The following is a 14,146-nucleotide window of genomic DNA, read 5'->3' on the forward strand; positions in this document are numbered from 1 at the left end:
AAAGAGGTCATAAGAAGGAAGAATCGACAGCATGATGAAAAGATTTGAATAGAGAAATGTTTTTCCTGATTCTGTTTTTTATAGCAAACCAATTATGCTCAATTTTATTAAAATCTGGAGAATACGGAGGCAGATATAAAATTTCTGCACCAACCCCTTTAGCAAGTTCGGTAATCTTATTAGACTTATGGAAAGTAGCATTATCAAGGATAACAGTTTGTCCAGGTTCCAAGATCGGTATCAAAAATTGCTCAAACCATCCATTAAAAATATTCATATTGCAGTGGCCTTCAAAGGTTAACGGAGCAACTACCTTTCTTCCACTTAAGGCTGCAATCATACTGATTCGTTGAGTTTTCTTACCAGATTTTAGAGCATAAAACCGCTTTCCCTTCTGACAATATCCATAAGGGTAGTCTTCAGTGCTATCAATGCCAGACTCATCTATATACACTAATTCTTTAAGTTCTTTTGTCGCTATAACCTTTGCAAATTGAGCTCGCTTTTCCTCATTTCTTTCTTTGTATCCATAGGTCTTTTTTTTCTTGTGAATCCTATGTTTTTAAGTGCTCGATGAATTGTTTGTCTACTAATATTGCCCCAAAGCTTAGCCATCTCTGACTGAGTTTTACCACCTTGCTCATTTGCAAATTCGGCAAATGCATTCCAGTCGGTAATTTTATGCCATGCTTCCAGGCTTTTTTGACTGAAAATCTCCCGTTTTCTCACGTCTTTTCTTCCACTCATATAAAGTTGTTTTTCCGATCTTAAATCTCTTGGCAACAGTTTCTCCACTTTCTCCTTCATCCAACGCTTCCATTACCTTTTTCCTTAAGTCATAACTATATGCTACTGGCATCCTTACCTTCACTACTATAAATCCATATCTTACTCTTTTTGGACTATTATGAGAAGGGCTATAATTCTCTGGGATTGCCCACAATCAATACATCATCTAACCTAGTTCTAGGTCCAGATAAACCTAAGCTTTGCGATTCTTTTATATTATCCATTTTTAGTACGTTATTTTCATTATGTAGCATTTGGTGTATTGATTGATTTAGTACAACATTTAGCCTGCTATTAAATTCTAGCATAAACTTGTCAAACTTTTTCAAACTTAACTTACCAGGACATCCAGCTTCTCCACCGGGACATGCTTTCTCTATTTGTGATTTTACAATCCCTGAAATCTCATTAAATTTACCACCCATAATTTTTTTAGTATAGCTCTTTTTACAATAATCCGAACAGACCGTAATATGCTACTGGCCTGCTATAGCCATAAACACATATCTTATCGCATTCGGACTATTATAAGAAAGGCTATAACTTCTTTCTATATTCCAACACAATCAATATTTAATCAATATTTTGCTATCCTTTGCAGCTTGTTCTACTATAACCTTTCTTATAATAGTCCGAACATGATAAGATATGTATTTATCGCTATCGTAGGACAGTAGGGTATTATGATCCGTTCGGATTATTATAAAAGAGCTATACAATTTGAGTTGTCCATATGAGTTATGCAAGAGTTCTATTCTCATAAACTGGGCAGGAAGGAAGCTAAACTTGTTTAATTTCATCAAATTTGATCTTTAGTCCATAAGCACTATTTTCTGAATCATCCTTTTTCTCAAGAACTTTTTGCTTAACAAGCTCTGCTAAAATTTTTCAGCTTCACTTTTAGTGATATTTATAGCTCTTTTTACAATAATCCGAACAGACCGTAATATGCTACTGGCCTGCTATAGCCATAAACACATATCTTATCGCATTCGGACTATTATAAGAAAGGCTATACTTGAGTAAAGTCTTCCAGAGTAATAGAATCGCAACAAGAAAAAGTTATAGTTCAATTTTACTTTGCTCTATGCGCGCTTTTCTGTTAAATGAAAGTATTCCTCTCCCTTTTAATACTTTATATTTGTCTTTGCCTATAATCTTTATAAAGTCATCCTTTTTAAAAATATTACCTTTATTTTTTTGTTGTGTAACCTATTCTGCGTTTAAAAGAATCTGTTCATTATTGAGCCCTAGAATTTGCTTTTCTAACTCTTTTTGGTTTGTTTTTCTATTCCAAATAGTCCAACAATGAAGGATCTATTTCTTTCAATTGTTCATTACTAACTACAACATACTTAACTTTTTCACTTAGAACTTCCCCTTGAATAAGGAATATACACAACGCTTTCCGTCAGCATTGAGCTTGGATCTTGCTTATCTTTTGATTGGTTGCTTAATTCATTCATTGTATCACTTAGCAAATTCTTAATTTTTTCTAAGTCTTTATTTTCTGGATTTTTATCTAATCCCTCTTGAACTAAATCCAATGGAGCTTTTCCATTATTATCTTGAATATTAGGATCTGCTTGTCTTTCTAGTAGTAGTTGTACAAATTCTTGATAATCACCTTTAGCAGCCCGATGTAATGCTGATTCACCACGACTATTTTGGGCATTAACATTAGCCCCATACTCAAGAAGTACTTTGGTTGCATTAACTTTTTGGCCATGAACAGCCCACATTAATGGAGTATCACCTTCAGCATCCTCAGCATCTATGTGTTTAGAGAAGTTTTGCGGATCTTTTTCCTTAATTATATCCAAAATAAACCTGATTAACTCTATATTATTACTGACTACTGCTAGGTACAATACAGTACCGCAGTCATTCCTTGCAAAAATATCAGCTTTCTTGTTCAATATAGCCTCTACTACCTCTTTGTGACCGTTGTGTACTGCTAAGTGTAATGGTGTCCAACTTTTATCAGTATTAATATTAGCATTAACTTTATTCAAAAAATCCATCTTCATCTTTTCTTTAACATTAGCCCCTATGCCTTCTACCTCAAATATATGGGCTAAAGAATTAATCAAGTCATTTTCACCACTTTGCGTTAAGTGTAATGGTGTTGTACCTTTAGCATTAACCTCTATACCATCTACCTCCAATAAATCATCAACCACGTCCTTGTGACCATTTTGTGCTGCATAGTGTAATGGTATCCAACTTTTATCGGTAGTTTTAGCATTGACCTCTATACCCTCTGCCTTTAATAAAGAATCAACCACATTCTTGTGACCATTTTGTGCTGCATAGTGTAGTGGTGTACATTTATTCTTATCTTTAGCATTGACCTCTATATCCTTTGCCTTTAATAAAGAATCAACCACGTCCTTGCGACCATTTTGTGCTGCTAAGTGTAATGGAGTTACGTTTTCGCCAGTAGTCTTAACATTAATCTCTATACCATCTACCTTCAATAAAGCATCAACCACGTCTCTGTGACCACTTTGTGCCGCAACGTGTAATGGTGTCCAATGTGTATCACCTTTAGCATTAACCTCTATATCAGTGACCTTAAGTAAAGCATTAACCACGTCTTTGTGACCATTTTGTGCTGCTAAGTGTAATGGCGTCCAACCTGTATCAGTAGTTCTAGCATTGACCTCTATACCCTTTGCCTTTAATAAAGAATCAACCACGTCCTTGTGACCATTTTGTGCTGCTAAGTGTAATGGTGTTACGTTTTCGTCAGTAGTCTTAACATTAATCTCTATACCATCTACCTTCAATAAAGCATCAACCACGTCCTTGTGACCATTTTGTGCTGCTAAGTGTAATGGTGTTCTACCTTTATCAGTAGTTTTAGCATTAACCTCTATACCATCTACCTCCAATAAAGAATCAACCACATTCTTGTGACCACTTTGTGCTGCTACGTGCAATGGTGTCATACCTTTATCAGTAGTTTTAGCGTTAACCTCTATACCATCTACCTCCAATAAAGCATCAACCACGTCCTTGTGACCAATCTGCGCTGCTACGTGTAATGGTGTTATACCTTTATCAGTAGTTTCATTAACCTCTATACCATTTACCTTTAATAAAGAATCAACCACGTCCTTGTGACCATTTTGTGCTGCTAAGTGTAATGGCGTTGCACCTTTATTAGTATTATCAGTAGTCTGAGCGTTAACCTCTATACCATTTACCTCCAATAAAGCATCAACCACGTCCTTGTGACCATTTTGTGCTGCTAAGTGTAATGGTGTCCAACCTGTATCAGTAGTTTTAGCATTGACCTCTATACCATCTACCTCCAATAAAGCATCAACCACGTCCTTGTGACCATTTTGTGCTGCTAAGTGTAATGGCGTTACATCTTCATCAGTAGTTTCATTAACCTCTATACCATTTACCTCCAATAAATCATCAACCACGTCCTTGTGACCATTTTGTGCTGCCAAGTGTAATGGCGTCCAATGCATATCATTTTTAGCATTAACCTCTATACCATTTACCTTTAATAAAGCATCAACCACACCCTTGTGACCATTTTGTGCTGCTAAGTGTAATGGAACATCTTCATCAGTAGTCTTAGCATTAACTTCTATACCATCTACCTCCAATAAAGCATCAACCACATCCTTGTGACCATTTTGTGCTGCATAATGTAATGGCATCCAACCTTTATCAGTAGTTTTAGTATTAACCTCTATACCATTTACCTTTAATAAAGCGTTAACCACGTCCTTGTGACCATTTTCCGCTGCAAAGTGCAATGATACTCCACCCATATCAGTAGGCTTATTAACATCCGCTCCTTTTTTACTCAGTAAAATATCAACTATTTCTTTATAACCATTTCCTGCTGCTAAGCATAACAAATGATTAACGTCTAGATCTTTATATTTCACAAAAAACCCTATAATTCCTTTACTGCCAAAACAAGCAGCAATATGTAGCGGTGTTTCTCCTTTATTATTCTTAGTATCAATACTTAAATTTTGACCCAGAAAAAACTTAGTAACATTTATCTTATCTCCACGAGCAGCATAATGAAGTGCATTCCATCCATTAATATCCCTAGCATTAACGTCTGCTCCCTTTCTTATACAATCTTTCACTTCGTCAATATTACCTTCTTCTGCAGCAGAAAACATCTTCTTTTGAATATTTAAGATTTCAAGATTTTGTTTGTGCTGTTCTTCTAACGAAAAAGGATCATCCTCTATTACTTGACCTATTAACTTTTTACCTCCAATTGTTATATCCTTTTTTTCTACGAAGGTTCTTGCATTAGAAATAATTGACATTAGAGTATCAAATGACAATGCATTAATTAAAGGATCTCCATGTGCCAAATAGTTTCGTAACTGTTTTCCAATTAAAATAGAAGATGTTTTGTCTAAAAAATACCTATTTTCTGTTAAAAGTCTTTTTGCGTTTAAAACTTCTGTTATGTCAAGCACAAGCATCTCTACTATAGCCTGTAACTTTCGATTCACCTTATAAGAAGAAAATTTTTCAATTAATTTGCTGTTTAATTCGTTTTCATCTAGAATACTTTCAAGCTCAGATAACTTCTGACTTATTACTGAGCTACTCTTTAAATTCTCTTCTATCTCCCCCTTAAAACTTTTATTCAAATTTTCTTTCTGATTGCTTTCCATGGTTAATGACCGAGAAAATTTATTGAATAGCTGAGAAACTTTATTAATGGAGTCTTGATTTATATGATCAATCAACCCCAAAAATTCTTCATACTCACTATCTAAATTCTCTATCCTGTCTTTTCCGCTATTCCAGTTATTACTCTCATAATCACCTGCGATCAATGCTTTATTACCTTTTTTTAATTCATCTAATAGACCCTCAAATTCTTCTCGTTTTTCTTTAGCTTTTTGTCCTACTCTTCCTTTATTCTTTTCTCCCTCAGTAATTAGTGCTTCAAAAATATCTGTTATTTTTGACTGAATATTTGAATCAGTGATTTTTTCACATAAATGCTTTATATTTTCTTTTCTTTTTATTAATTGGCCTAACTTTTTTGTTTTTGTTAGAGACCCTTTTAGCATCTCTTTTTCCTGTCTTTCTAGCCCTGATTTATCAATTGAACTCTCATATCCTTCTTCTTTATATCTTGCACGTATTTTTGATTTTATTTCTTCTTCTCCTTGACTTTCTTCACTAGCAAGTTCATTAAGAATTAAGAGTAATTTTTCTTTAGTAGCAGAAAATTGCTCTTGATCTTCCCTACCTTTATTTTTTAATTCTTTTATTATCTCTACTACCTTATCTTCTTGTAAGTTTAGTTTTTCTCTTAATATCTTACCAAAAATGCCATCTAACTTTGCTTGCTTTTCTTCAATAGTGGCACGCCTAGTACCTTTATTACCTTCCCTTTTTAACTTTTCATGAAATTCTTCAATTAAACTAGTACTTCCTAGCGCAAACTGATCAGTATAAAAAACGTTGTACACTAGCTCATTAACTAAACTACTGTGTGTTTTGCTATTTGCAATCCTGACCACTAAATCCGCAATTTTTTCCTGTTTATCCTGATCTCTTTTTAGAAAGTTTTTTAAATCACGTTGAACTAAGGTTTTCATTGTTTTAATATTGCCACTGCGAACCATACTTACAACTTCTTCTAGGGTGTAAAGTTTGTTTAAATACTCGACTTTAGCATTTGTTAATTTACTTTCTTCCAACTTAAGAATCTCACTAATTTTATCGAACAATTCTTTTTGATAATCTGTCTTATCTTTAATACAATTATTCAAATCTCCTATTAACCTCTTGACATTTTCATGTTCTTTTATCTTAATTTTCTCTAAGTTTATTTCATCAAATTGCACATCTTCTAGTACTTTAGCTATTTTTTTCATCTCATCTAAGCTGTTACTATTTGCAATTTTGCTTAGAAGTGTGCTGATCGCTTCCACTTTATTTTTGTAAAAAATATCAATAATTTTCTCACCAATTTTCTTTAAATCATTTTGAACATTAGAAAGAAACTCAGGACTTCGACTTGCTGCAATTTTCATCCGACTTGCTAAAGAATAAGAGTGCGACAAGGAATCCCGTAAACTTGTAAGAATTTTACTTGTGCTTTCTGATACAGATTGAATTATCAGCTCACTCAAAGTACTAGACATATTAGGTGATGTCAAAGTACTTTTTAAATACTCCCCAGTTACCTGTAGAGCGCGTTCAATAACATGCTGTTTTATTTCTCCTTCTATATTGTCTGACAATACTATATTTATGTAGTGTTCTATTTGTTTTAATGAATAAATATCTCTCATTTGTTCATAATCATCGTATAGCCCACTAAAAGTAGGATTACAACAAATAATGTTATCTATAATATTCCTTCGTTGAGTGCTTGGTAATTCTCTGTCAAGATCTTGATCTCGTAGGGTATCTTTCTTCTCACTAAGCGTATCTTTAAATATACTCAAGTAATCCAATAGCTTTTGCTTATCCAGTATTGTCTTAAATACAAAATTGATCTCTTGATCTTTCGTATAAGAAGAAACAAAACTTGTTAAGCTAAACTCAATTTCTTCCCATGGCAGCTTATCATAGGTAAATGGTAATTGCCGTTTTAATATTCTAATATTTTTTACAATAAATGTACTGGTATATAAGAACTTTCCATCTACTTCTTTTGTACCTGAATACTCTTGTCCTAAGGAATTTATACCTTCGATTACTATATCTATTCGCTTCTTTATATTATCAAGTAAAGTTTGGCTTTCATTAACACTGCGACTGTCACTTCTTTCAGAAAAAAAGCGCAGATTTATCAATTTATCTTGAATAAAAACTTCTATTCCTTCTGATAACGGTACGTTTTTTAACTTTAGCTCATCGTAAGCCTTTGAAAGAAGATCATCCAGCTCTTGTAACTTAGTAGGATTATTAAAGTAATTGCCTTGCCACTTATTTATGAGTGTATTAAGAAGTTCAACATTCCCTGAACGTATTGCATAATAAAATGCATTATGACCTTTACTATCCATATCATCTGGGTTAACGTCTTTTTTTATATCGTTTGACAAACTACTTAATATTTTATTCTGCCCATCAAACAAGTATTTCAGAGCTTCAAGATTATTGTACTCACATGCCAATATAACTAAATTGGTATCTTTGATAGAATTACTATTGTCTTGATAGAAAGATAAAAATACGTTCTTATGACTATCTTTCTTCTCTATTTCTCCTATTTTGCTAATTAGCTCAGCAAACTTTTGAAATTTATTAGTGTTGCCTTTTTGTATTGAATCTTTAATTTTAGATAAAACATCAAGATATAAATTTTTTCTTTTTTTCAGATTAATCTTACTTTCTTCCATATAAACTTTTCCTCCGCCATCTTTGTAATAAAATTTATTTCTTCTCTGATCATAATGAATAGGTTTATCCTTATCTGAATAAAGCTTTCGATATTCAGTTTCAAATTTGTCTTCAGGCAAATGAAAACAAACAAAAGATAAATATTGATCTAGGCTAAGTTCATCTAATCTTGCACCTCTATTAAATAAAACTAATGCTGTTTCCCAATGATCACCTTTGGCTGCTAAGTTTAATGCAGTTTCACCTTTATCATTCTTAAATACAATATCTGCTTCACGTCTCAGAAGTTCTCTAACTGCCTTAACCCTACCTTTTCGCGCAGCCCACATTAATGGAGTCTTTTTAGGGGTTTTAGCATTAATATCGGCTTTTCCTTTTTTACCGAGCAGAGCCTTAATAACTTCTATATGATCACCTTCTGCTGCTAGATGTAATGGAGTAATCTTGTATTCAACATCAAAATTTTCAACTTTTGCTCCTTTATCCAGTAATGCATTAACAACTTCCAGATGACCATTTTGTGCTGCAAAATGCAATGGTGTAAACTTCTGTTTGGTTTGAGCGTTAATATTAGCTTTTTTTGCTAATAAAGCATTAATAATATCCAAATGATTCTCTTTTGCTGCAAGGTGTAGCGGTGTAAACTTCTGTTGAGTTTCAGAATTAACTTTAGCCTCACTATCTAATAAAATATTAACAACCCCTAGATAACCTTTTTTTGCAGCTAAATGTAGAGGTGTATTACCTATCTGATCACGTGCATCTATGCTAGCTTCTTTGTTTATAAGTAAACGTACTATTGATTTATTACCACCTAAAGCTGCACAATGTAGTAGTGTTTTCTGATCTTTCTTTTTTACGTTAATAATTTGCTCAAGCTTATCATGGCTTATACTGTTTAATACTTTACCAGCAACATCATTGCTACTCTTTTCTACAATCAGATGAAGATATGTTGTAAAATCTGATTCATTATAATTAGCATTAGTAATGAAATTTTCTATCAACTTATCGTGCTTACTTGCATAATTCCAAACTGATACAATATGCGGTTTATAGTGCTCTACGCTATCGGACTCTTTCATATAATCTTTAAACAAATTGAGAGCCTGCTTTAAAGTTTCTTCTTCTAATGGTTGATTTTGTAATTCTGATCTTACTATTTGCTGTACTAATTCGTGCATATTTATACTCCCTTGTTTAAGTATTGAATATTGTTGTAATAGGCCAATTTCATCATCCAAGTTAGAAAATATTCCTTTTGGTAAATTTTGAGAAGCACAATAAGCCATTACATGTGCTATTTTTAAAGCTCTTTCTCCATATTCTTCTTGTCTTATTTGATCAAGCCTAATCCTTAAAAGCTCAGCAAGAACATCATTATGAGGTGTCGGACCAAGATTAAGACGTTCAATATATTCATCGATTATAGAGTTATAATTACTGATCTTAAAATTTTGGTTGCCTTCTTGATATCTTTTAATATCTCTGACTGCATATTCCAAAAGGAGGGGAAAATGGTATAATTTATTTGCAAGATCTTTTATACTTTTACCTTGCGAATCATCACTTACCCCCAGAGACGTTTTAATAAATTTTATGGATTCTGACTCTTGAAATTTATCTAATTCTTCTATTTTCACTTTTGAACTAGGCCACTCTAACTTGTTTAGGTTATCAGAAGTAATTAAAACCAAAGGCTTACTGGCACCAGGTGGTAATCTAAGTGGCAAAAATTTTTTAATATCAATATACCTTTGAGCATTATCAAAAATGAAAAGACTTCTTTTGTTGCTAAAGTAGTCATACACATCATCTACCATTGAATTTATAGTTTTTTCCCCTCCATCTATATCTTTGCAGCTAATCTTTAGCTTATCTTTAGCTAATATACGAAATGAATTTTCCGCATCTTTAGCGTCTATCAATATTGCACTACCTTGTTCATTTTCACTGTATTTACCACGGGCAAATTGTATGGCTAATTCTGTCTTACCTACTCCTCTTAAACCACTAATAACAACTACTCCCTCTTGTATGCTACTAGCTATTTGTTCTAATTTTTCTTGTCTTCCAGGGGTGAGAGCAATAAATGGTCTCACCAAATCTTCAACACCAAACCAAACCGGCTCTCTATCTTTGACTTGCTGATTACTCGCTCCTGCAATTTTTTTAGATAATTTTTCTATTTTATCTTGCATCTCTCCTTGTTCTACTTTTAATTCATCTATTCCCTCTTGAGTTTTTTTATGTTCTCTCTTATTATCATCATGATGAATATCTTGCTTCTGGCTCAATTGATTGAAATTTTCTCTACTCTCTTCTCGGCTTGCTTCAATAGATTTTGCTATTTTTTGACGTTCCTGTTTAGCTTCTTCAAAGTATTGCTTAAACTTTTTCAAGTATTCATCTACCTTCAAGTCTTTTAGATTAGCTTCTATATCTTTTAATATCTTATGATCCTCTGTATATTCATGGCTTTGTTCCTTTAAAGTATTTATTTCTTTTATAATATCATCTTTAACCTCTTCTAGTACTTTCCTCACTCTTTCTTCTGTTAAATCTTTATCATCTGAATTAATTTTTTCGAGTATATTTGTTACCTTCGATTTCAAATTTTCCAGGTTTAAAATGTACTGATAGTCTGTAAATTGACCACTTTTTACAACATCAGAAAGTCTACATTCATTTTCTAATTTATTCCAATCCTCTGATGTAAAGAGTCGACGATAACCATATTTATCAGTCCTGCTCTTCCCATCTTTCTTTTCATAGTAGCTGGGACTCTTTTTCTCTAATACCAACCCTACTTTTTCGTATAGACTTGCAGTAACCCACTCTTTCTCAGATGATTTATATTTATAATTTACCTTAAACCCAGGTGTCTTAGTTTTAGAGGTAGCAATAGGTACTCCCAAAACTGGCTCTATTTTAGATTCACCTAAAACAACACCTTCAGTTATTAAAGCATCTTCTTTTTGCATATAATAGCTTATTGCCCTATTTGTAGCATCTTCTGCTAATTTCCTCATTGCTCCTTCATGTCCTTGATCTGTGGTAACTCTCATGAATTGCATCTCAAAGCTTTGAAAAATATCAAATCCAGCTTCAACTAACATCCTTCTCACATTAGCTTTATTTTTCTTAGAATAATATACTAACTCTGATAAGCTAATGACTTTTTTTCTATGATGTTCTTCACCTAATTTACCTCCTAATGCTCCACCTACTCCTTCTCCTAATGCAGCCCCTCCTGTTACTCCTGCTCTTAATGCTGCTGACCCCATAAAAGGTACAAGCAATAACCCGAAACCTCCTCCTATAACTCCTCCTGTTCCTTTTCCTACCTTTCTTGAAAATGTATCTGAAAATTTCCCTGCTTTTTTCACTTCTCCTTCTAGAATCATATGATAGGCATGTAATTTAGCCTCAAATTCTTTAACAAAATACTTAACAAACTCTTCTAAGTTAGAATTTACTTTATCATAATCATTGCTTTGTTGTCTTCCACTTACCTGAAAACTAGAGCTCGGCTGAAGATCATTACCAAATCCTTTATGTTGCTCTACCCTTAGCATTAAACCCCCTGCCTATTTTATATGATTGTACTAAATTTGATTATATACTAATAAATAAAATTGGCAATGCAAATAATTTTATGTATATCTTGATATTTTATCTTCAGGCTGTTCTATTTAAGCTTTTGAGTTGAGCTTGTAGAAGAGCTTCATTCCATCTTTAAATTTCGTTTTTGCTGTAAATTACCTCAGTTTTCCCTTGTTATTACAAAATAAATTAGTATTAATCTAGCAATATACTTCACTAATAACTTAAATAATCTAACCATTTCCAGCACTCAAAACCAGCTAGTGAGAGAAGAGTTTGTTTTGGGATGTGTTGGTCTACCATGTGTACCGTACGAACTTTTTTATACGGTAATTTTATTATACGCTAAAACTAACCACATTAGCCCATTTCACCCACATCTACATACGAACTATTTTGCCTAACTTTATTGCAAAGATTTCAAACTTCTATTTTTATAACCTTATTTTTAAGCTGCTTGTTCTCACAAAGATACGCCCTTTTTTGAAGGAGTAAACAATTGAATTTTTTATAACACTAACTAGCATGGTACTTTCACTAAAATATGTTTTGAAAAAGTTAGTTGACCTGTAAATAGTTCTCTACTAATATTGGCATGTATTTGTTTATTCTGCTGAAGTTGCTCTATACAGGTTTGCTGTAAAAACTTCAGCAGTTTCCGTACTCCTTTAAAGCATCATATTCCTATATATTCAATATAGCTGGTGTTCTCAATTTTGTTGATCTATAGTAAAATTGGCTAAAACTTCCAGTAATAAACAACTTTTAACCTATCTACATACTCCATTGTTACTCACCATAAAAACTTAACAAAAATATGAGTAGTAAAAAGATTGTGTTGAAATTAGCTTGACCAATATTATATATTGTACATAATATATTCTATATCTAGGCTAGGAGGTAGTATGGTTACAGAGTCAGTAAAATATGTTGTAGAATCTATCAGTGAACAAAAGCTAGGAGAGGAATTAAATACTGAGCCATGGCATTCAAAAATTGAGCGTAATAGCAATGAGGGACCAACTCCTGAAAATGACGTAGCAGATTTAGGTGATTATAGTTTGTTTTTCCAAGGAATAAGTAATCGTTCGGAATGTTATGACCTTGATCAGAGACATGAAACTAGGGAGGCTGTTGACACATGTGTAAAACATACATTGTCGTATCAGAGTGAAACTGATGATAGTGATTTATATTGGAAAAATTACTCTATTAGTCCAAGAGACTCTGCTTTAATTAAGTTAGATCTACTACTGACTGAAAGTGAGAGAAGTCTAATTGATGAATTTCGTAAAGAGTTAAAAGATGTAGTAACAAAAAATGATCAAGGTTATAGGGATAAGCATGAAAATTTTACAAACACTGCTTTAGAGCGTATAGAGTGCATAACAAATAAATATTTGCAAAAAGGGATAAGACTCAATTCAAAATATAACGATGATAAGTATACTATAACAAGTTTAATTTTTAAGGAAATAAGAAATATCCCTGATAGAATACGACAGCATAAGGGATTACCACCTTATGAGAGTTTATCAGACGATAGTGAGACTATAACAAGTTTAGTTTCTAAGGGAATAAGAGATATTCCTGCCTACGAGGGTGTATCAGATGATAAAAATATAGGTATTATACGCAATATCATGAGTAATTTACTATTAAAAGGTGGAAGAGTAAAATGCAGTTCCTTTTATGATGATAAGTTATTGTATGCAACTTATGGGTTCAGTTATGAGATTTTTGCAGAATGTGAAGAAATCGATAACAAGCTAAAAAGTGTAGCAGATGAAGGTATTATAAACAGTAGTGCCCAAGGCAAAGCTTTACACGTAGAAATGGATAATGGATATTTTTATGTAAAATATTCGCAAGATAGCACTGTTGAGGTTGCAAAAGTTATAAATAATCCAAAAGTGAAAGATTTAAGTTTTAGACATCATATATTTCATGTTGGAAAGAGTATAGTAAGAGTTGAAAATGTAGGAGGAAAAAGAAATTATACAGACGTTTTAGAAGGTGGCATTGAAATGTCTTTTACTACTGAAGTAGGAAAGATTAGTATTCATCTACGTTCTAGTGATAAAGACAACAATAAAATTGAAGTAAAGATAAGTGACGATGACAAGAAGAAACTTGATCAATTAAAAGATAAGGAAGAAATAGGAGAAAATTGCTTACTTGGTGGATATTCAGTACATGATGCGATTAAACGAGGATATTTTGAAAAACATGAAACACTACGTCAATCTTCTGAAAAAATTACCTTATCTAATGAAAAGAAAAAAAATAGTTGGTGTGAGATAGTAACAAATTCAAAACAGACAACAAGCCGTACTGTAGGGTAAATGCTAAACTGCTTGATTGTCTAAAGATCTTATATTAC

5 protein-coding genes and 1 pseudogene are annotated in these 14,146 nt (G+C 32.8%); 3 read left to right on the forward strand and 3 right to left on the reverse strand.

Translation table 11 applies throughout. The annotated features are described in order from the left end of the window. Positions 1-7 precede the first annotated feature (7 nt). Both AAGD87_RS07295 and AAGD87_RS07300 read right to left on the reverse strand, forming a co-directional pair. Positions 8-859 (reverse strand): annotated as a pseudogene (locus tag AAGD87_RS07295) (IS630 family transposase). Between the two features lie 58 nt (positions 860-917). Next, positions 918-1,214, reverse strand: a complete 297-nt coding sequence (locus AAGD87_RS07300; protein ID WP_341817576.1) for a hypothetical protein — start codon at positions 1,212-1,214, stop codon at positions 918-920. A gap of 48 nt (positions 1,215-1,262) precedes the next feature. Here AAGD87_RS07300 and AAGD87_RS07305 point away from each other — a divergent pair, with 48 nt between their 5' ends. Next, the gene (locus AAGD87_RS07305; RefSeq protein ID WP_341817577.1) at positions 1,263-1,466 is read left to right on the forward strand and encodes a hypothetical protein; all 204 of its coding nucleotides are present in this window, start codon (positions 1,263-1,265) and stop codon (positions 1,464-1,466) included. A 226-nt stretch (positions 1,467-1,692) separates the two neighbouring features. Continuing rightward, complete coding sequence (locus AAGD87_RS07310; protein ID WP_341817578.1) at positions 1,693-1,815, forward strand: hypothetical protein; 123 nt, start codon at positions 1,693-1,695, stop codon at positions 1,813-1,815. Positions 1,816-2,153: 338 nt separating this feature from the next. Here the strand turns inward: AAGD87_RS07310 and AAGD87_RS07315 are convergent, their stop codons facing one another. Next, the gene (locus AAGD87_RS07315; RefSeq protein ID WP_341817579.1) at positions 2,154-11,735 is read right to left on the reverse strand and encodes an ankyrin repeat domain-containing protein; all 9,582 of its coding nucleotides are present in this window, start codon (positions 11,733-11,735) and stop codon (positions 2,154-2,156) included. Positions 11,736-12,668: 933 nt separating this feature from the next. Here AAGD87_RS07315 and AAGD87_RS07320 point away from each other — a divergent pair. Continuing rightward, the gene (locus AAGD87_RS07320; RefSeq protein WP_341817580.1) at positions 12,669-14,108 is read left to right on the forward strand and encodes a hypothetical protein; all 1,440 of its coding nucleotides are present in this window, start codon (positions 12,669-12,671) and stop codon (positions 14,106-14,108) included. The last annotated feature ends 38 nt before the right edge of the window (positions 14,109-14,146 follow it).

Source organism: Wolbachia endosymbiont (group A) of Pherbina coryleti (assembly GCF_964026875.1).
Classification (GTDB): Bacteria; Pseudomonadota; Alphaproteobacteria; order Rickettsiales; family Anaplasmataceae; genus Wolbachia; species Wolbachia pipientis.